Genomic DNA, 19,983 nt, shown 5'->3' with positions numbered 1-19,983 from the left:
CTTTATTCATTTAAAAAATTACAATTTCAAACTTACCAATTCTTTGTAATATCTATAAGTTTATAATGAATAACTTGTTTGCTTGATGACTGTTTACTTAAAATATTTAATTGTAGTGAGCCTAAAACAAAAACACCTAAACTTATTAATAGCGAGTTAAATAATGTGGCCATCAAGGTACTACTCCAACCTGGAATAGCGACATTAATAGCATATTTTTTGTATAAAATAAACCCCGTTAGAATTAGAATTCCTAAAATTAAAAACATGCTTAATTTGATAAAAACAAATAATAAACTCTGTGCGTTTTCTACAAAGGAATTTACGGCATGATAAAATAAATTTTTAAAACCCATTTTAGATTCGCCCGTAATACGTTGTGCACGATCCCATTTTACTTTCGTTTTTTGACATTTTTGATTATCTAAAAAAGCAGCTAAATGCACAAAAGAACTCTCTGCCGCAATACGAACCAACTTGGGACTTAACATGCAAAAATTACCAAAATTTAAGCGTTTGCCTATTACCAACTTAAACAGACTTTGATATAAACGGTAAAAAAATTTAAACTGCCAGTTTTCATTGCGCTTTCCGCGAACAACCTGAACCAAATCCATGTTGGTATAGTTTAATAATTCTTTTATGGCTGCCGGATCATCTTCACCATCCGCATCCATAATGATGACATTGTCGAAATTTTTATTGGCAGCATATAATAAACCTTGTTGGATGGCCTTTTGATGGCCCATATTAAAATCCAAAGCTAAAAGTGTATTATTAATAGAAGGCGACGCTATATTTAAATTTTGAATACAAGCATTAGTATCATCTAAAGAGCCATCATCAATGTAAATTAATTCAAATAAAAACGGTAAAGTTTCTAATTCAGAAACCAACAGATTATGGAGAATACCAATTCCAGAACTTTCGTTATAACATGGTAATAGAATGGCTATTTTTTTCATTAAATACTTATAAAATCAAAAATATGGTTTCACGATTTAGTTTATCGACAAACATTAAATAAGGCATTAGGGTAAATATAACTTAAAATATCAAAAGACATTTTTAAATATGCGCTACAGCTAATGAAACAAATATAATTACTCCAACCCTATAATTCTTACAATTTTCAAAAAATTGATTATCCTAAAGCGCTTTTATTGTTTATCTTTCCTCACTTTATGAATAATAAGTACCTCTAACCATTGTTTAAGAAACCAAAAATAACTTATAAGAGCAGCGTTGAGTTTATCATCTATTCGCTGGTTTTGGTTTACTGCATATTTCAAGGCGCTATTTATTCTCCAGATTCACCAAGTTATATTAATGCCAATAGTTACAGATCTGCGGGCTATCCTATTTTTGTTCGTGCTATTAAATTGATTTTTCAGAATTATTTTGATTTTTTCCTTGTTTTAATTCAAGCATTCCTAGGCCTATTTGCTGTTTACATTTTGGTATTAAAAGTTGAGCGCCTTCTAAAATTAAACTTTTTATTGAAGCTGATTTTTATTGGTCTTTTAATTTTTCCTTTTTTCGCGCCATTAGAGGTTGCAAATAATGTAACTTCTGAAGGATTGAGCTATCCTATGTATTTATTTTTTCTAGCATTCTCAATAGATTTCTTACTAAATGAAACACGAAAATCCTTCTTGTTTCTACTAGCCAGTTATACACTTTTAGTTTTAACCCGTGGTCAATTTTTAATGCTTCCCATTGTAATTGCTATTGTTTATGTCTTTAAATATAAAGCCACTATTTTTAAACGTATTTTTTTAACCAGACTACTAGTTTTCTTACTGGCACCTTTGGCTCTAGTTTTATTAGATAAAACTTATCAACAACTTAAAGATGGTTTATTTATTTCTACCCCATTCACCTATATTAATGCGTCTGCATCGGCACTTTATGTGAGCGAAGCTGATGATGTTTACAGCTTTGATAATGAAGATTACCAAAATATTTATAAAGATTGCCATACTTTTCTTGAAGAGAATAATTGGCTTATGTCTAGTAAAGAAAGAGCATCCTATGGTGATTACTATAAGGATTTCCATCTGAATTTAGGAAAGATTTGCAACTTAACCTTACATCAACGTGGCACTGAATATTATGTAAATAAAGGTTACCCAATTGAAGAAGCAAGCTATCAAATTGAAATGGCAGCAAAAGGCATGTACCCCGTATTAGTGAAAAATAATTTTAATAAATGGATTCATTTAAATTATAGTAATTTTATTCACGGCTTTAAATCACAATTTCTGTTTTTCCTTATTTTAGCTATTATGATTTTTGCTGCTTTTAAATCAATATTTAACGCCCATAAGTACATTTATATCCTATTGTTTCTATCCGCACTAATTATTTCTAACGGCATGGCCGTTGCATTAGCCAGTCATTCTATTATGCGATATTTATTTTATAATTACTCTTTGTTTTTTTTAATTTTCGTTTTAATTTTTAAGTATATCAAAGATGTCAGAAATAGTTGAATTATCGATTGTAATGCCATGCTTAAACGAGGCGGAAACTTTAGAGGTTTGTATTAAAAAAGCACAATCTTTTTTATCTAAAAATCAGGTTTCAGGTGAAATCATCATTGCGGATAACGGCAGTACTGACGGATCTCAAGCTATTGCCAATAAACTAGGCGCCAATGTAATTCCCGTACCTGAAAAAGGCTACGGCAGCGCTTTAAGAGGTGGTATTGAAGCGGCTTCTGGCACTTATATTATTATGGCAGACGCTGATGATAGTTACGATTTTGAAAACCTAATGCCCTTTTTAGAAAAATTACGTGAAGGTGATGACCTAGTTATGGGAAACCGTTTTAAAGGCGGCATAAAAAAAGGTGCTATGCCTTTTCTTCATCGATATTTAGGAAATCCAGTATTATCCTTTATTGGGAAGTTGTTTTTCAATATTAAAATTGGCGATTTCCATTGCGGTTTACGCGGGTTTTCTAAAACAGCTTTCCTTAAGATGAATTTACAAACAACTGGAATGGAGTTTGCATCAGAAATGATTGTCAAATCGAAACTTAACAACTTATCAATTTCCGAAGTTCCGACCGTATTAAGTCCAGATGGCAGAACCAGACCGCCGCATTTAAATACCTGGCGCGATGGTTGGCGGCATTTACGTTTTTTATTACTTTATAGTCCAACTTGGTTGTTTTTAATACCTGGAATACTATTTATGGTTTTAGGTTTTATAGCATCCACATTATTGGTTATTCAACCCGTGATTGTAGAACATATTATGTTGGATATTCACACCCTTTTGTACACAGCTAGTTTAATTTTGATAGGATTTCAGTTTATTTTATTTTACGCACTCACCAAAATATACGCTGTAGAAAACGGCCTACTTCCTAAAAGCAATCGCTATGATAAATTGTTTAAATACTTGAATCTAGAAATGGGGTTAATTCTAGGTGTACTATTACTTTTGGTTGGTATCTTCTTAAGTTTTTACGGCATATCTATTTGGAAAGATTCTGACTTTGGAAACTTAAATCCATCACAAACATTACGAATAATAATACCTGCTGTATTCACCATTTTATTTGGAATGCAGGTTATATTTTTCAGCCTATTTTTCAGTATACTCGGTTTAAAGAACAATCAGAATTAATTTTTAATCCTTCGTAATCACTAAATAATACAAGTTAATTAGAGCAATGGCACCATTAGAAATGATGATAGGCCAAGCTGTTTGTAGCATAAATCCGTAGGTAACAAAAAGTATACAACCTATGGTATTAATGATCCGTAATTTCTTAACATCCTTCATAGTAAAGGAAATAAGCAATCCCGCCATAGCTAGATAACCAACCCATTCCGTCAGGGAAACTCCATAAATATCTTCCATAAATATTTGAGATAAAAAAGAGGAATCGTTTTTACGGATTCCTCTCAAATTTATACTAATTTAAATAATAAAAATAAATTATTTATGCTTGTTACGTTTTCTTTCTGTTTCTGTTAAATATATTTTACGAACACGGATATGTTTTGGTGTTACCTCGACATACTCATCTTTTTGAATATATTCTAAAGCTTCTTCTAAAGAAAATTTAATTGCCGGAACAATTTTAGCTTTATCATCAGCACCAGAACTACGAACGTTACTTTGTTTTTTAGTTTTGGTTACGTTAACGGCCATATCATCACCACGTGAATTTTCACCAATAACTTGACCTTCGTAAATATCTTCACCTGGCTCAACGAAGAACTTACCACGATCCTGAAGTTTATCAATAGAATAAGGAATGGCTTGACCTTTCTCCATAGATACCAAACTTCCGTTTTGACGTTCTGGAATACCACCTTTTAAGGGCTGATACTCTTTAAAACGGTGTGACATAATAGCTTCACCAGCAGTTGCTGTTAATAATTGGTTACGTAAACCAATTATTCCACGAGAAGGTACTAAAAACTGACAGATCATACGTTCGCCTTTGGCTTCCATACTTGTCATTTCACCTTTACGCATACTTACCATTTCTATAGCTTTTCCCGAAACACTTTCTGGTAAATCGATAGTCATTTCTTCAATTGGCTCACATTTCTGACCATCAATTTCCTTGATAATTACTTGTGGTTGACCAATTTGAAGCTCATAACCTTCACGACGCATCGTTTCAATTAAAACTGATAAGTGTAATACACCACGGCCAAAAACCATAAATTTATCAGCACTATCTGTTCCTTCAACACGAAGTGCTAAATTCTTTTCAAGTTCTTTATATAAACGATCTTTAATATGACGCGATGTTACAAATTTACCATCCTGACCAAAAAATGGCGAATCGTTAATAGTAAATAACATACTCATTGTAGGCTCATCAATAGCAATTGTTTTTAAACCTTCAGGATTTTCTGCATCGGCAACAGTATCACCAATTTCAAATCCTTCTAGACCAACAATAGCACAAATATCACCCGTTTGAACCTCATCTACTTTTTTACGACCGATGCCTTCAAAAGTATGAAGTTCCTTAATTTTATTTTTCACAATACTTCCGTCTCTTTTAACTAACGAAATATTTTGACCAACTTTAAGTTCACCTCGTGTTAAACGACCAATAGCAATTCGTCCTGTAAAAGATGAAAAGTCTAAAGATGTAATTAACATTTGTGTATTTCCTTCTTGAATTTTTGGAGAAGGAATATGCTCCAGAACCATATCTAATAATGGCTCCAAGTTTTCTGTTTGGTTTCTCCAATCGTCACTCATCCAGTTATTTTTAGCTGAACCGTAAACTGCTGGAAAATCTAACTGCCACTCTTCTGCTCCGAGTTCGAACATTAAATCGAATACTTTTTCATGAACTTCTTCAGGAGTACAGTTTTCTTTATCTACTTTATTTATAACTACGCAAGGCTTTAAACCTAAATCAATAGCTTTTTGCAATACAAATCGTGTTTGAGGCATTGGACCTTCAAAAGCATCCACTAACAAGCAAACACCATCAGCCATGTTCAATACACGTTCCACTTCTCCACCAAAATCGGCGTGACCAGGTGTGTCAATAATATTAATTTTTGTGTCCTTGTAAATTACTGATACGTTTTTAGATGTAATAGTAATTCCGCGTTCGCGTTCTAAATCATTATTATCTAGGATTAAATCACCTGTATTTTCGTTATCACGAAACAATTGACAGTGGTGCATAATTTTATCAACCAAGGTAGTTTTACCGTGATCGACGTGAGCAATGATTGCAATATTTTTTATTTTAGCCATATATGGTGCCGTATTTTAAGCGCGCAAATGTACGATAAATTCCGCAGTAATTAAAGGGATGAATAAGAAAATGTTAATCCCCTCATCAGATTAGCATTAGGCAGTACTTTTTGTAAGTATTTTCTTTAAAAAAAGAGACTAAAAGCATTTTTATTAATGAAAATAGCATCTTTTTTTCGTCAATCTCATTCGTTAATTATAAGTTATTATTTTTTTTAAATATGCCAACAAGTCGTATATTTCGATGTATAATAATTGATAGTAAATAAAAACTCACGCCTTTTAATAGCATAATAGGAAACTTTATTTACAAATAAAATAGACGATTTTAACCCTTATTTATTGTAAACATGAAATTGATTCATAAATATTACAAATTTATCCCTTATTTGTATTTCATTGCAGCCATAGCCTATTGGTTTACAGATGTTAATAAAGTTAAAGGAATTACCGCTTATCCCATTTTACTTTTCGCCATTCCCTTTGTATGGCAACTGATAAAACCAAGTAAACAACTTAATTTTTCATTAGGAATTACCTTTGTGTGTTTATCATCTTATATGATTTTGGCTTACTTAACAGATCTATTTAAAATAATTTCCTTTTCGGAATCCGTTAAAAGCTTCGTTTTTGTAGGAGGTCTTTTCGTAGTTACTAATTTTCTCATGTCTTTATGGATGATTAGAAATAGCATAAAAAAAACGTTTTAAATACATACCTTTGAAATCTAAAATTTAGGCTGAATGACACTTAACGAGGTACCGAAATTAAAACATACCAATTCTGATAATTTTTTCCTTTTAGCAGGACCATGCGCTATAGAAAGTGAGGAAATGGCTATAAGAATTGCAGAAAAAATTATGTCTATTACAGATAATCTGCACATTCCTTTTATATTTAAAGGAAGTTTTAAAAAAGCAAATCGTAGTCGAATAGACAGCTTCACTGGTATTGGCGATGAAAAAGCGCTTAAAATTTTAAGAAAAGTTTCTGAAACTTTTGATATTCCAACCGTTACCGATATCCACGAAATTTCGGATGCCGAAATGGCCGCTGAATATGTAGATGTTTTACAAATTCCAGCATTTTTAGTACGCCAAACCGATTTAGTGGTAGCTGCTGCCCAAACTGGCAAAATTGTAAATTTGAAAAAAGGACAATTTATGAGTCCTGAATCCATGAAACATGCTGTTCAAAAAGTTAAAGACTCTGGAAGCGATAAGGCCTGGATTACCGATAGAGGCACCATGTTTGGCTACCAAGACATGATTGTAGATTTTCGCGGTATTCCAACTATGCGCGAATATGCACCAACTATTTTAGACGTAACGCATTCTTTGCAACAGCCTAACCAAACGGCGGGTGTTACAGGCGGTCGTCCAGATATGATTGAAACCATAGCGCGAGCAGGAATTGTAAATCACGTGGATGGCTTATTTATTGAAACCCATTTTGACCCCGCTAACGCCAAAAGCGATGGCGCCAATATGCTTCACTTAGACAATTTAGAAAAATTACTTACCAATTTAGTGGCCATCAGGAAAGTAGTTCAAAGCTTATAATTTATAAGGTTTTCCTCAAATTTTAGTAGCGTTTAGAATTTGCAAATATCTATCTCAATTTACTTAAGAAACATTAACTATTATGCCTACTTTTGCAAACTGAATAAAGAACGGTTCCACCTATTTCTGTCATACATTTTCAACTGAAAATCAACCACATACGAAAGGTTCTCTTTTTTTCTATTCAAAAGCTTAAGGAATGGACGCCATTAACGTCTAACCTCTTAATTCAATTTAAAGCATATTACTAATGATAGCAAAGCCAACTAAAATGCTACTGGTTTTTTTTAGCATTTTAACTGGGAGCGTTTTTTCTCAAAAAGATTCTACCTCACAATACACAGCTCACCAAAAAGGGAAAGTTTTTATCAGTTGGGGTGGCAATAGATCAGCCTATACCAAATCTGATATTACATTTAAAGGTAATGATTACAACTTTACACTTCAGGATGTGAAAGCGCATGATAAGCCAAAAGGCTGGCATGTGGATTATATTAATCCGAAACGAATGACCATTCCACAAACCAATTTTAAAGTTGGTTATTTTTTAACGGATAATTACTATTTGGCTTTAGGCGTGGACCATATGAAATATGTAATGACCCAAGATCAGTTTGCCACTATAGGCGGTTTCATTAATGTGCCGGCAGATCAAGCTGGCGCTGCTTATAATGCTATTTATGAAAATGAAAACATTAAATTAGCAGAAGAATTTTTAATGTTTGAACATACGGATGGTTTAAATTACGTGTATTTCGAATTAGGCCGATTTGATGATATTTCAAAAATTTTCGGGATTAAAAACACAGATATTTTTCAAGTTAATATTACTGAAGGTTTTGGAGCAGGTGTTTTATATCCGAAAACAAATACCACATTAATGCAGAAGGAGCGTCATGACGATTTTCATATTTCGGGTTTCGGGCTCTCCTTGAGTGCTGGAATAAATCTGACTTTTTTGAAATATTTTTTCATTCAGGGTGATTTGAAAGGTGGTTACATTAATATGCCTAAAATTAGAACCACGCGAAGCACCAATGATAGCGCATCTCAAGACTTTCTATTTGTGCAAAGCGTCGTATCTTTAGGTGGTATTTTCAAAATATAAATATGATAGAAATTAGAGAAGCACAAATTGATGATTTATCTGAAATAACGAGCCTTTTCAGAGAAACTATCCTTAACTTAAACTCCAAGCATTATACAGAAAATCAGATTCTAGCTTGGGCTTCAGGTGCCGATAATACTAAAAAATGGACGACACGAATTACAAAAAACTATTTTATTGTAGCCGAATTACATGACCAAATTGTTGGTTTTGCCTATTTAACACAAGGCAATTATTTAGAAGGTTTGTATGTTCATAAAGACCATAAACGTCAAGGAATTGGCGCTAAATTATTACGCGTTATGGAATCTTATGTCATGATGACGGGATATAAAGAAATCAAATCCGATATTCCTAAAACAGCTTTGACCTTCTTTGATGATTACTATTATGAAGTTGAAAAGAAACAATTGAAACAGATTAAAAGTGAAATGTTTGATAATTACCTAATCTATAAAATTTTATAATTTTTTATAAAAGGATTTATCTTTATGTAAATAAATCTCCTGAAGTATGGCTGTTAAAATGTCATCATTCACATCTTCTAGCTTTTTATAGCGCAAGGACTTTACTATTTTTCGGTTTTCATTTACCAAATACGCATCAAATTTATTGGAAATGTGAGCCGAATGCCAAAAGCCTAAATCCACATAATCTTTATGGCTATTCATGTAACAAATAGGGCGCTTATCTATATAATAACACGGCATTCCCCATTTATAGTTTAATTCGGCAGTTGGTAAGGCATGTCGAATAACCGCTTGAAGATGCATCAAGATAGATTTATTCGGTTCTTCTTGATTTAATATATAAATTTCAGCTGGTTTCATATTACTACATTAAACAGCTCTATTTTTCTCTTGAATTTTTCTAACGATGCTTGTTGCCATATTTCTAGGAATAAATCGTGGCATAAATGCTAATATTTTATTAATAAATCCAGGAATAGCAACTGATTTCCCCTGCATCATAGATTTATAACCATAGGCTGCAACTTTTTGAGCACTAGCCATATTAAATTTTATTTTATTTTCTGAAGAATTACTAGCAACCGCCTCTTGAAATAAAGTTTTAGTAGGTCCTGGACATAAAGCTGTAACGGTTACACCAGTGTCTTTTAATTCGTTTGCGATGGCTTCGGAAAACGACAAGATATAGCCTTTAGTTGCATAGTATAAGGCCATTAATGGTCCTGGTTCAAACGCTGCTAATGATGATAAATTTAATATTTTACCTTCACCACGTTCTACCATACCAATCAAAACTAATTTAGTTAAATGGGAGGTAGTTAAAACGTGTAAATTCAACATGGCCGACTGGCGTTCCCAATCCGCTTCATGAAAAGCACCAAAAACTCCAAAACCTGCATTGTTAACTAAAGCGTTAATATGGGTATCTCCTAATTCGGAAATAATTTCTGAAGCTATATTTATCAGGCTTAAATCTTTCGTCATAAGCTTCACATCAATAGCATATAAATCGCTGATTTTTTTTTGTGCTGTGTTTAAACTTTCAGCATTGATATCTACCAACACCAAATTATAACCATCTTTAGCAAAAAGAAGCGCAAACTCATAACCTAAACCTGAAGCACCACCTGTAATTAAGGCTGTTTTAATCATAAATTACAAATTATTTACCATCTACATAATCTTGAAGATATGCGAAACGTTTGGTTAATTTACCATTTTCCGTTATCCGAGCACGTTTCAGTATACCACGTTCGTCCTGGTTGAAAAAAGCAGGAATAACATGTTCTAAAAACATATCGCCAAAACCTTCGCTAGCATCTTTGGGTAATTCACAAGGTAAATTATCGACCGCCATAACTGTTATAGCATCCTTGGCATCATAAGCAACTTCTTTTTCGTTTGTTACATCATAGCCATAAAAAGGATCGGCAATAGTCGACGCGCGTAATGTTGAAGCCACTGGACCGTCCACATCACAACTAATATCTACCACCATATTGATGTTAAATTCTGGTTTTTTGGCATCTTCTCTTGTAAACAAATACGGCGCATTATTACCATAAAAGTGTCCGGCTATAAAAACGTCAGTTTCTTTAGCATAAGCCATGAAATTACTTTCGTATTCTGATGGATCTTTATAAAATTGTGCCTTGCTCCCTACTTTACCATCTCTACGCTTATTATATTCCATAACATTAGCCAAGCAGTAAACCGGCTCTGTAAATGTGCTAGTTAAATAAAGAGCATCACTGATTTCTTTAATTTGCAAATGATCTAAAATTTCTTGCGCACCATGTGCCACTTTCCCGGTTCCCGTAAGAAGAATTTTAATATTTGGGACCGTTATTTTATCCAATTCTGCTTTGACTGCATCTAGATCTGCCAGTGTTTCCACTTTAGGTAACTTAAATAAACCATCACGCAAACCTAAAGCACGAAAACCATTATAAGCACCAACCAAACCTGCATAACGACCAAACCCTATAAGCCTAGAGCCTGTTTGACGCACAATCGTTTCATGGTCATACATATCGATGTTCTTTTCTAACATAGCCTGTAAAAGCCTCCTATTATAAGGTTGTTTTTTTATAGTGTGTGAAAAGTAAAAGTATTTTTTATTTGGAATTAGATAATCAACAGGAACTTCTTTAACGCCTAACATCACATCACAATCGCTTACGTCATCGGTTACTTTAAAACCCAAAGCTTTATAAGCGCTATCAGGGAAAATGCGAATATCGCTAGATTCAACTATAAATTCAGCTTCAGGAAACTGATTGCGTGCTTCGGCTAATTTTTCTGGAGAAAAAACCACGCGTCTATCTGGTGGGTTTTTACGTTCTTTTATAAGGGCAAATTTCATGGAGACTCCTGTGTTATTTATTCATTTACCCTAAATTAAACCGTTTAGGAAAACGAAAATGCGTTTATACTTTAACTGACACAATTACCGAAAAATATTGTGGTACGTGTTTTGCACGAAAGTACATGGAATTGGATTGTTGCACAACTTTTTTTTTGTAAGTTTGCTATCCATTTCAGGAAATAATTTGAAATTAACGGGGTCGACTGGTTTTGACAGCGAGATCACTCAAACGGTAAGCACGTCGTGTAATGACTTTGAAACACGTAAAAGGCTAGGTCAAACTTTTAAACGGCGAGAATAACTACGCTTTAGCTGCATAATCTGAATTATAGTAAGATTTGTGCTTATTCCTACTAGGTAGGAAGGCTAAATGTCTCCTGAAAGCCTTGATTAACGGCGTTCTATAAGAGGCATCGTAAATGTTAATATAGCATACATAGCGCTTTGATGTGTATGTGAAACTAAAAAGATAAGTTGTAAGTAGGTTGTCTTTAACCAGCTTGCAATCGAAAAAACAAGAAAAGAATAAACGCGTAGAAGGCCCTTTGATGGCTTGTTTGGACGAGAGTTCGATTCTCTCCGACTCCACTTTTAACCCTGTAAATCATTGATTTACAGGGTTTTATTTTTATAGGTGACAATTCAGGTGACAATAAAATTGTTAACAACTATCTTTTCCATTTAAAATATATCTTATCTTATTTACGACTCTAACACAGTAGTTAAATTTTTTACCGTAAAAAAAACTAGAAATCATTTTATTAAATGCGATTTATCATTAAAAAGTATATTACTAATCAAAACAAAAAACCTAAAAATATATACTCTTTCTTTTTTCGTTATGTGGCTCAAAGAAACCCGATGCAGAACTTAAAAACGTTTAGTCAAAATGGAATCTTTATAAATAAAATGCAGGAAACCTGTAATAAGACCTCGCATTCAAATTACCTCCATTTTTAACGGATTCTCTAAAATAGTTCTTATTTCACTTTTAGTTTTTTCCTCTTTCTACGATACCACAATCGATGGAATTAACGCATTAGACTCTTGTTACGAAATTATAATCATATATTGAGGCGATAAGCGGATAAACTTGAGTTTGCTATCCTTACACTTTAAACATTAGGTGCTTCAAATATCGTATTTATAAATCTCATGAAATTTTATTCATTTCTATTTAATTTGAACATGACCAATAAATTTAGTTTAATCCATATTTAAAATTTATTTATTGAGATTATGGTTTACCTTATTGTCCTTTCAGAATGTTGCATTATTTTTACGTTGTGACAGATAATTATATATATTTAAGAATTGGTGTATATAATACAGATATATGCACACTCTTACTCATACACACATGTTACCAGCAATTAGACAAAATGATTGAAGATAAAATACAAGAATTCAAATCTGAACTTAAATTAAAAAAAGATGTAGATGTCGTCAGAAAGTTCATCACGTCTGGAGATAGTTTTGTTTTAGATTCTGATAAGTATTTAGATTTGAAAGGCTCAATTGCAGACCATTTTGGTATTCATCCAAATGAAGTTCTAATAGTTGGTTCCGGGAAACTCGGTTTCTCCATTTCTGAAAACTTAAGAAAAGGAAAAAAAAGATATAGAGATTTTGGCGAGGAATCAGATATAGATGTTGCAATAATTTCTCCAACCCTATTTGATGATATCTGGAAGCTACTATATGATTATATAGAGGACAAAGGTTATTGGAATAAACAACAAGAATTTACTACATATCATTTCCAAGGCTGGATGAGACCAGATATGTTGCCTACATCACCAAAATTTGATTTTACTCAAAATCAGTGGTGGGACTTTTTTAATGAAATGACCTCAAGTAACAAATTTGGGCCTTACAAAATCAGAGGTGGACTTTATAGAAATTGGCATTTTTTAGAGAAATATCAGTTAAAATCTATTTCAGAATGCAAATTAGAAATTAAATAAAAATGAAAACATCAGGAACAAACATAAGATTAAGAAAATTACTTTCAGGTCTTAAAAATGGAACATTAATTCCACGCCCAGAATTTCAGAGAAGACTAGTATGGGCAAATAAACATAAGATTGCATTTATTCAAACAGTTCTTGAAGGTCTCCCTTTTCCAGAAATTTACATTGCCGCAGGAGACGTAAATCTTACTAGTGGAGAAGGAAACGAAATGATTGTTGATGGTCAACAAAGAATTTCAACTTTATATCAATATTTTACTGGTTCAGATGAGATTAAATATCCTTCTGACGTTTTGCCTTATGAAAAACTTACCCCACAGCAACAAGAAGATTTTTTAGAATATGAAGTCGTTATAAGAGATTTAGGGAAACAAACAATTGAGAATATTAAAACTATTTTTCAACGAATAAACTCAACGAATTACTCTTTAAATGCAGTTGAAATTCATAATTCAAGATTTGATGGAGCACTAAAAATGTTTGCTGAAGAATTATCTGAAAATTCATTTTTCGAAGACCATTCAGTGTTTACCAACAACGATATAAAGAGAATGAGAGACCTAGGTTTTTCTTTGTTAACTTCTATAACTTTATTATCAAGTTATTTTAATCTTGAAACAGAATTCGAGACATTCCTTGAAAAATACAATGATGAGTTTCCTGATTCTGAAAAGCTGAAAACAGAAATTGAGTTTATACTTAATCAAATTGAGTCTTTAAATTTCGATGAAAAGTCAAGAGTTTATAAAAAGAATGACTTATTCACCCTAATCGTTGAGCTTCATAGAGGACAGTTTAAGGAGTCAAAAAAATACGATAACAAAAAAATCGAGACTAATTTGAAAGGCTTTTATGCAAAAGTGGAGGCAGAAGATATGTCACCTGACGTGCAAGAATATATAAAAAATGTTATCCAAGGAACTAATAGTAGAAGTGCCAGAATTACAAGAGGTCGTATTATCGCAAAAGTGATAAATGAATAAAAAAAGCTGGTAACAATGTATATAAAAAATAGGCGAACCAGTAATAAATTCAAGGTATTTGGCTCATATCAAAGTTTGTGCTCAACCGAAATTTTGGTGCTTCGAAATCGCCTACTTTTCATATACTAAACGTTGTGTGTAATTAAAAAAAAAGACGAATATGAAACTTTCAGCATTAAGTTTATTAATTATATTTTCTGTGCAATTTAAAATATTCGGACAGATAGATATAAAATCTGAATCTGAAATACTGGCTGGAATCGAATGGCTTTCGACTAATCCAGTTGAACAAGCCGACAAAGAATTTGTGTCAAAATCCGCGGATTATATAACTTATCAGTTTGTGAAATACCCGAACTTCCCTGTGAATTTTTCAGCGTTAAAGGAATTTATGGACACTGATAGGAAATACAAATATTATGACGAAATTAATATTGTGTTTACAAGCAATCAATTAGCAAATAAAATCAGAACAGAAAATAAGTATGACTTAAAAGATTCTTCTATAAAATCTATGAATAAAGTACTGGAATATTATAAGCTATTAATAGAAAAGGAACCTGACCAAAGGAACAATGTTTTGGACAAATATTCTAAAATGGACAAAAAGGAATTAGAAAAACAAATTAAAAAAATGCTAAAAAAATAACTACACACAACAAAGTACTGTGGTAGAAATCAAAAAAAAACCTTAAACTTTGAGGTCTAACTCCTGGTAATTAACTGGATTCAAAATGCCCTCAACATTACTATCAAATTTAGGACTAAATAGTTCTTTATTAACCGTATAAGCGTTTAATGTACTTTCAGTATAGTCAACATTAAGGAGTTCGTGAATGTCAGACTCATTTAAATCTACAGAAAGCCAATTATGTGCGTTTTCAATATCCAAAATTAGGGGTTGTCTCTTTTTCTTATTGTGTATTTTCTCAAAAAGTGGTGATGCTTCTTTCGTTAATATGGTGAATGTAACAACCGTATCAATAATGGTATATAACCCAGCCAAAGAAATTGGTTCTTCATTTTTAGTTGTAATATAGAAAGGATATTTCTTTCCTTTTTGGTCATGTGGCTCAAAGAAACCTGAAACGGGAATAATGCAACGCTTGGTCATAATGGAATCTTTATAAATAATATGCTTAAAAACCTTTTCGGACCGCGCATTTAAACCACCCCCATATTTAACCGATTCCTTAAAATAGGGCTTTATATCACTTTTAGATTTTCCACTTGGAACGATGCCCCAAACTGCTGGAGTTAACACATTAGACTTCTGTTGCGGAATTATAAGCATATTAGGATGGGAGAATCCGTTAAGATGGTAATTTGGCTTGTCAAAATTATCTCGGTTGCTCTCATCGCCTAATTTAACTTTATAAAAGGCTTCTAACTTTTTAGTTTTAAATGTGGTGCTGGTATGAAAACACATGGGATTTAATTTATATATGGAATAACAAGATTTGATACTTACTATTAAAATTATTCGGCTGACTTTTTTTTAAAGCTTTCAAGAGTTTTCTACTATTGCAATTTCCTCTTCTGTCAAGCCATACAACTCATAAACCATAGCATCTATTTCTTGTTCTGTTTGGTTTATTTGAGCTTGAAGTTCATTGGCTTTTTTCTTGTTTTCCTCAAAGAGTTCCATCCATTCAAACTCGTCTTTTTTAGTGAGAGCTGGAGTTATGTCAAGGTTTTCCCTTGCTCTTTCTTTATTGGTGTTTTTTATAACCTTATGAAGTTCCTTAATGAATTCGCTGAAAAATATGTCGTGCCAGCATTCTAATTTTCGTGTAAATTTTTCAAAACATAAAGTTGATTTCAAGTAGTCCTTGAATGAACTAATAATCTCAATTTTTGATATTGTTAGTTCAATTGATTTATCTGCGAGTATCTTAAAGTTATCTCCTTGAGAAATGAATAAATTGTTTATTGGGATTTCTGTCATATAGTTAGACCTTAGTTCAAGTCTTCCACCATTATTTGGGTCGCCCAAAACAGAACAAGAATTTTTTAAATAAAACCAGATTAGTTTTGAATTTAGTAATGCGCTCAAAGATGAGTTTGGATAATTAAAAATGAAGCACTTGTTATTTGTATAAAAATTTTCAATGTCATAAGTGAATCTCGATTCCATTGCCATTTCAGGATAAATAATTTTATTATTCTCAAACATTTCGTAATAAGCAACCGAATCTTGGATTTCATACCATTCATATTCGCCTTTTTTTCTACCTCCCTTTATCCCTGGAGTCAATCTTTTTTCGAATTTCGATAGATGTTTTTTAATTGCTGGATATCTGCTAATATCTACTCCTCTGCGGGTAAAAATCAAGAATTGATCTCTGAAATTTTTTTGATTTTTACGAATATCCTTCCCGGAAAGGAAAGGTTTTATAATTTCAGCGCTTTTAAAATCATCATCTATGAGTTTTATCTTTGTTGGTTCGTCAATGATAAAAGCTTCGTTATAACCAGTTAGAACACCACGCTTGATATTTACTAAGTTCCCTAATGAAGTTGAATTCACAGTCATTTTAGTAATTAACTCACTTTGTTCTTCTTCAATAAATCTCCATTCGGACTTCATTAAGGATTTAGTTGCAACACGAATATTATTTGCCTCATTATTAATTTCAACTTGAATATCCTTCAATGAAGTTATTTGTTTAAAGTTAAAAAAATCATTATCGCACCTACTTCTACTAATTAAAATGCTAGGAAATGTGGCTGCATCTGAAAACACTGATAATTCTCCAAAATCAATTATTTTTAGGATTCCACTTTTGGAAAGAAATTCTCTAAGATTCTTACCATAATTTGTTTTGATATATTTATTCGGTGTTATGAACCCTAAAAATCCTCCATTGTTTAAAAGGTTAATTGCCTTTTCATAGAAGTAAACATATAAATCAGCAGTTCCGTTTCCTACCTTATATGTTTTTATCAAATATATTTTTTCAATTTGATTCAACAACTCCTGTCTTACATAAGGCGGATTCCCAATCACGACATCAAAACCTCCTTTTCTAAACACATCAGGAAATTCGGCATTCCATTTAAAAGCCTTATCGCCTGCCACTTTCTTATCATCAATTAAACTGTTTCCACATTTAATATTACTACTTAAATCATTCAATTTACGTCGTGGTTGTGCGGTACGTAACCATAAGGAGAGCTTGGCAATTTCCACAGATTCTTCGTTTAAATCGACACCGTAAATATTGTTTTCCAAAATGGTGTTTTCTATATCGGGAAACTGTAAACCACCTCCTAAAATTCTTGTTTTTAGTTCATCAATATAGGTATGCTCTTTAATCAGGAAATCCAGTGCTTGGTTTAAAAATGCTCCAGAACCACAGGCTGGGTCGCAAATGGTAAGTTGCAATAGCCAATTCCGATAGGTATCCAAGATGTTTACCAGATTTTCAATGGTACTTTTATTACGGTTTTTACGTCCTTTAAAGTATTGTTCTTCATCAAAACCAAGTTCAGCTTTCTTCTCATTGCAAAGTTTCCCTACCGTGTTTTCAACAATGTATTTGGTAATGTATTTAGGTGTGTAAAAAACACCGTCTTTTTTACGTTTACTGGTTTGTTTGTCAAAATCACCACCTTCAATTTCGGCATTTACGCTTTCAATTTCATTCAAGGAATTTTCAAAAATATGTCCTAAAATGTTAACGTCTACCTGACTTTCAAAATCGTAATTAGATAGTTTGAGCGTATAGGTATGTAATAAATCATTATCAATTTCCAGCGCATCTAAAATAGCATCGGGTTTAAATAAACCGCCATTATACGCATAAATTTCCGCACGTTTTTCAGTTCCTTTTCGGCCAATGTCTAAAAAAGTGAAATACTGCTTAAACAAATCGTATAATGGGCGTTCATCACCAAAATCCCAATCGTCTTTCCATTTGTTTAAAATTTGTAAGGATGAATTGGAAGGTAATAGCATTCTATCTTCGGCAAAAAAGATAAACAGAAAACGGTCTATTAACTTTTGTGACTTTTTAAAGAGCGTGAGCTTGACATTCTTTTCAAGGCTTAAAATATCCGCATCGTGGTCTATATGATTTAGTTGGATTAATTTATTGGTAACCGTTTTAGAATTCCTCTTAACTAAATCACGGTATAATTCCCTTTTGAAAATGGAGTAATCTTTATAAAATGCTTTGGTAATTTGCTCTTCTTCTGCAATAGACGCTTCTTTAATTTTGAGCGGTACATGGTTTAAAATTTTGTCAATATAAAGACACAGATACAGTAAATTAAAACGTTCTCTGGAGAGTGTGAACAAATCGAACTCCTCAAATTCGGTTGCATCATTAATATAAAACCGAAGCTTTTCAAAATTGGAAGTTATAATATAAACACAACCTTTATGGTTGGCTTTATAATCAAACGCCTGTTTACGAATGCTTTCTAAATCTTTGGTATTAGTTCCTTTTAACTCTATAACACCAACTACTGCACCATCCTTTGAAATAGCACCATCTGCTTTGCGGGCATTTTTTTCATTCTTAAATTCCGTTGTCAGGTTAGCTTTCGGGTTTGGAAACAGCGTATAGCCTAAAATATTAACGAATAATTCATGTAAAAATGTAGCTTGATATTGTTCCTCTTTGGCACTCTTTATATTTTCTTGAATGGTAGCATTCCAGAAGTATTTTTGATAATTTTTATATGCTTTTTCAACTGTTTTCTCATCAAGTAAAGCAAGGTGAGATTTAAGTACGGAAGATTGGAATAATGCCATGCAACTATGTTGTTTTTAAAAACTGGAAGTTAGGTTTAAATGCTGAAATAGGAAACACCTAAAATGAGGAAACTTTTAAAAGTTAACAACATTTGTCTTAAAAACTCAAGGTTGATTTTGAGAATCTCAACGTTGATTTGAAAAATCTCAACGTTGATGAATTGGAATCTCAACGTTGATGAATTGGAATCTCAACGTTGATAATGGTTACGGTTGTACTCTTTTTGACTACATCTGTAACCAATTTCAACATATTCTCACCGTTGACACCAGCAATCTCACCGTTGATGAAAATATTCTCACCGTTGGTTAAATATATCTCACCGTTGATAATTTAGCATCTCACCGTTGATGTTTTAAAATCTCATCGTTGATTTAGACTACAAATGTGGTCATTTCGACTTTTTTTGTTGTCAACACCAAACTGTCAAGAACTATTTTGAGCTTTTTGTGTGTTACACCATTTAAATTGACATTCATGAAATTGTACTGATCATGTAATTTATATTCTTCCATAATTAATAACTAACATTTTTTAGCAATTTAAATTTTGTTGTTGATAGGAAAAGATATGAGTAAATAAATTTTCAATAAAATGCTGTTGATTTGTTGACAGCTCCGTTATCAATTGATAACTAAACAATTAAAGGTCAACATTGCATCAACAAATTAAAATATACATAATCATGCAATCCCAATTGTTGACGTCGTGTTGACCTTTTGTTACCATCTAACTAATTGACTATTAAGCCTTTTTTAAGACCTACAACAAATCAACGCTATTCTTCACTCATAAAATCCAGTTGCATGAATGTATAATATCTACCTTTCAATTTTAGCTCTTCAACTTTATACGTATTTGAGCTTGGCTGTAATGCTAAATAATATTTAGTATAGGCACCATTCGTGCTTTTTAAGTCAAACTGACTTTTAAGAGTTTCAGAAACTTTAGAGGTAGTTGCTCTGATATTATTTTTGGTCAATTTCTCTAATAAATCACCTA

At 32.4% G+C, this 19,983-nt stretch carries 17 protein-coding genes, 1 other RNA gene and 1 pseudogene; 10 read left to right on the top strand and 9 right to left on the bottom strand.

Annotation, left to right across the window (positions count from 1 at the left end; genetic code table 11):
* Positions 1–32 precede the first annotated feature (32 nt).
* A complete protein-coding gene (locus tag ES674_RS09110) occupies positions 33–965 on the bottom strand; it encodes a glycosyltransferase (RefSeq protein ID WP_148403697.1) in 933 nt (310 codons plus the stop codon).
* A 243-nt stretch (positions 966–1,208) separates the two neighbouring features.
* Between ES674_RS09110 and ES674_RS09105 the strand changes: the two genes are divergently transcribed.
* Together ES674_RS09105 and ES674_RS09100 are read left to right on the top strand one after the other, a co-directional pair.
* Positions 1,209–2,495 carry a hypothetical protein gene (locus tag ES674_RS09105; RefSeq protein ID WP_148403696.1) on the top strand — a complete coding sequence of 429 codons (1,287 nt, stop codon included), beginning with the start codon at positions 1,209–1,211 and terminating at the stop codon, positions 2,493–2,495.
* On the top strand, positions 2,479–3,639 hold the full coding sequence (locus ES674_RS09100; protein WP_148403695.1) for a glycosyltransferase family 2 protein: 1,161 nt from the start codon (positions 2,479–2,481) through the stop codon (positions 3,637–3,639). The genes ES674_RS09105 and ES674_RS09100 overlap by 17 nt, the downstream gene beginning before the upstream one ends.
* 3 nt (positions 3,640–3,642) lie before the next feature.
* Here ES674_RS09100 and ES674_RS09095 read toward each other — a convergent pair whose 3' ends face one another.
* Positions 3,643–3,924, bottom strand: a complete 282-nt coding sequence (locus ES674_RS09095; RefSeq protein WP_394348501.1) for a uroporphyrinogen decarboxylase — start codon at positions 3,922–3,924, stop codon at positions 3,643–3,645.
* Positions 3,925–3,954: 30 nt separating this feature from the next.
* Complete coding sequence (typA, locus tag ES674_RS09090; RefSeq protein ID WP_148403694.1) at positions 3,955–5,754, bottom strand: translational GTPase TypA; 1,800 nt, start codon at positions 5,752–5,754, stop codon at positions 3,955–3,957.
* A 350-nt stretch (positions 5,755–6,104) separates the two neighbouring features.
* Here typA and ES674_RS09085 point away from each other — a divergent pair, with 350 nt between their 5' ends.
* From ES674_RS09085 to ES674_RS09070, 4 genes are all read left to right on the top strand, one after another.
* The gene (locus tag ES674_RS09085) at positions 6,105–6,464 is read left to right on the top strand and encodes a hypothetical protein (RefSeq protein ID WP_148403693.1); all 360 of its coding nucleotides are present in this window, start codon (positions 6,105–6,107) and stop codon (positions 6,462–6,464) included.
* 33 nt (positions 6,465–6,497) lie between these two features.
* The gene (kdsA, locus tag ES674_RS09080) at positions 6,498–7,316 is read left to right on the top strand and encodes a 3-deoxy-8-phosphooctulonate synthase (RefSeq protein ID WP_148403692.1); all 819 of its coding nucleotides are present in this window, start codon (positions 6,498–6,500) and stop codon (positions 7,314–7,316) included.
* 250 nt (positions 7,317–7,566) lie between these two features.
* A complete protein-coding gene (locus ES674_RS09075) occupies positions 7,567–8,424 on the top strand; it encodes a hypothetical protein (RefSeq protein ID WP_148403691.1) in 858 nt (285 codons plus the stop codon).
* Between the two features lie 2 nt (positions 8,425–8,426).
* Positions 8,427–8,891: a GNAT family N-acetyltransferase gene (locus ES674_RS09070; protein ID WP_148403690.1), complete on the top strand. Its 465-nt coding sequence runs from the start codon at positions 8,427–8,429 to the stop codon at positions 8,889–8,891.
* Here ES674_RS09070 and ES674_RS09065 read toward each other — a convergent pair.
* The 3 genes from ES674_RS09065 to ES674_RS09055 are packed head-to-tail and all read right to left on the bottom strand — an operon-like array spanning position 8,886 to position 11,259.
* The gene (locus ES674_RS09065; protein ID WP_148403689.1) at positions 8,886–9,254 is read right to left on the bottom strand and encodes a DUF1801 domain-containing protein; all 369 of its coding nucleotides are present in this window, start codon (positions 9,252–9,254) and stop codon (positions 8,886–8,888) included. The two genes, ES674_RS09070 and ES674_RS09065, sit on opposite strands and share 6 nt — an antisense overlap.
* 9 nt (positions 9,255–9,263) lie before the next feature.
* Positions 9,264–10,046 (bottom strand): SDR family NAD(P)-dependent oxidoreductase, encoded by a 783-nt coding sequence (locus ES674_RS09060; RefSeq protein ID WP_148403688.1) that lies wholly within the window; start codon positions 10,044–10,046, stop codon positions 9,264–9,266.
* A 10-nt stretch (positions 10,047–10,056) separates the two neighbouring features.
* Complete coding sequence (locus tag ES674_RS09055; RefSeq protein WP_148403687.1) at positions 10,057–11,259, bottom strand: NAD(P)-dependent oxidoreductase; 1,203 nt, start codon at positions 11,257–11,259, stop codon at positions 10,057–10,059.
* Positions 11,260–11,457: 198 nt separating this feature from the next.
* On the opposite strand from ES674_RS09055, the gene ssrA reads away from it, so the two are divergent.
* From ssrA to ES674_RS09035, 4 genes are all read left to right on the top strand, one after another.
* Positions 11,458–11,853, top strand: a transfer-messenger RNA (tmRNA) gene (gene ssrA / locus ES674_RS09050).
* A 791-nt stretch (positions 11,854–12,644) separates the two neighbouring features.
* A complete protein-coding gene (locus tag ES674_RS09045; protein WP_148403686.1) occupies positions 12,645–13,229 on the top strand; it encodes a hypothetical protein in 585 nt (194 codons plus the stop codon).
* A 2-nt stretch (positions 13,230–13,231) separates the two neighbouring features.
* A complete protein-coding gene (locus tag ES674_RS09040) occupies positions 13,232–14,218 on the top strand; it encodes a DUF262 domain-containing protein (RefSeq protein WP_148403685.1) in 987 nt (328 codons plus the stop codon).
* Positions 14,219–14,378: 160 nt separating this feature from the next.
* Positions 14,379–14,867 carry a hypothetical protein gene (locus tag ES674_RS09035; RefSeq protein ID WP_148403684.1) on the top strand — a complete coding sequence of 163 codons (489 nt, stop codon included), beginning with the start codon at positions 14,379–14,381 and terminating at the stop codon, positions 14,865–14,867.
* Positions 14,868–14,909: 42 nt separating this feature from the next.
* Here the strand turns inward: ES674_RS09035 and ES674_RS09030 are convergent, their stop codons facing one another.
* The 3 genes and pseudogenes from ES674_RS09030 to ES674_RS15390 form a co-directional block, all read right to left on the bottom strand.
* Positions 14,910–15,647, bottom strand: a complete 738-nt coding sequence (locus tag ES674_RS09030) for an SOS response-associated peptidase (RefSeq protein WP_148403683.1) — start codon at positions 15,645–15,647, stop codon at positions 14,910–14,912.
* A gap of 78 nt (positions 15,648–15,725) precedes the next feature.
* Positions 15,726–18,980, bottom strand: coding sequence for an Eco57I restriction-modification methylase domain-containing protein (locus ES674_RS09025; RefSeq protein ID WP_148403682.1), 3,255 nt, complete (start codon positions 18,978–18,980; stop codon positions 15,726–15,728).
* 779 nt (positions 18,981–19,759) lie between these two features.
* Positions 19,760–19,983: pseudogene (locus ES674_RS15390) on the bottom strand (helicase); the annotation flags it as partial.

This window comes from Bizionia myxarmorum, from assembly GCF_008086205.1.
GTDB lineage: Bacteria > Bacteroidota > Bacteroidia > Flavobacteriales > Flavobacteriaceae > Algorimicrobium > Algorimicrobium myxarmorum.
The sequence above is the reverse complement of the archived record's forward strand: the minus strand, read 5'-3'. Positions and strand labels throughout refer to the sequence as shown.

Coding starts and splice junctions, on each gene's coding strand:
- ES674_RS09110 (WP_148403697.1), bottom strand. CDS start 965: ATGAAAAAAATAGCCATTCTATTACCATGTTATAACGAAAGTTCTGGA.
- ES674_RS09100 (WP_148403695.1), top strand. CDS start 2,479: ATGTCAGAAATAGTTGAATTATCGATTGTAATGCCATGCTTAAACGAG.
- typA (WP_148403694.1), bottom strand. CDS start 5,754: ATGGCTAAAATAAAAAATATTGCAATCATTGCTCACGTCGATCACGGT.
- ES674_RS09085 (WP_148403693.1), top strand. CDS start 6,105: ATGAAATTGATTCATAAATATTACAAATTTATCCCTTATTTGTATTTC.
- kdsA (WP_148403692.1), top strand. CDS start 6,498: ATGACACTTAACGAGGTACCGAAATTAAAACATACCAATTCTGATAAT.
- ES674_RS09075 (WP_148403691.1), top strand. CDS start 7,567: ATGATAGCAAAGCCAACTAAAATGCTACTGGTTTTTTTTAGCATTTTA.
- ES674_RS09070 (WP_148403690.1), top strand. CDS start 8,427: ATGATAGAAATTAGAGAAGCACAAATTGATGATTTATCTGAAATAACG.
- ES674_RS09065 (WP_148403689.1), bottom strand. CDS start 9,254: ATGAAACCAGCTGAAATTTATATATTAAATCAAGAAGAACCGAATAAA.
- ES674_RS09060 (WP_148403688.1), bottom strand. CDS start 10,046: ATGATTAAAACAGCCTTAATTACAGGTGGTGCTTCAGGTTTAGGTTAT.
- ES674_RS09055 (WP_148403687.1), bottom strand. CDS start 11,259: ATGAAATTTGCCCTTATAAAAGAACGTAAAAACCCACCAGATAGACGC.
- ES674_RS09045 (WP_148403686.1), top strand. CDS start 12,645: ATGATTGAAGATAAAATACAAGAATTCAAATCTGAACTTAAATTAAAA.
- ES674_RS09040 (WP_148403685.1), top strand. CDS start 13,232: ATGAAAACATCAGGAACAAACATAAGATTAAGAAAATTACTTTCAGGT.
- ES674_RS09035 (WP_148403684.1), top strand. CDS start 14,379: ATGAAACTTTCAGCATTAAGTTTATTAATTATATTTTCTGTGCAATTT.
- ES674_RS09030 (WP_148403683.1), bottom strand. CDS start 15,647: ATGTGTTTTCATACCAGCACCACATTTAAAACTAAAAAGTTAGAAGCC.
- ES674_RS09025 (WP_148403682.1), bottom strand. CDS start 18,980: ATGGCATTATTCCAATCTTCCGTACTTAAATCTCACCTTGCTTTACTT.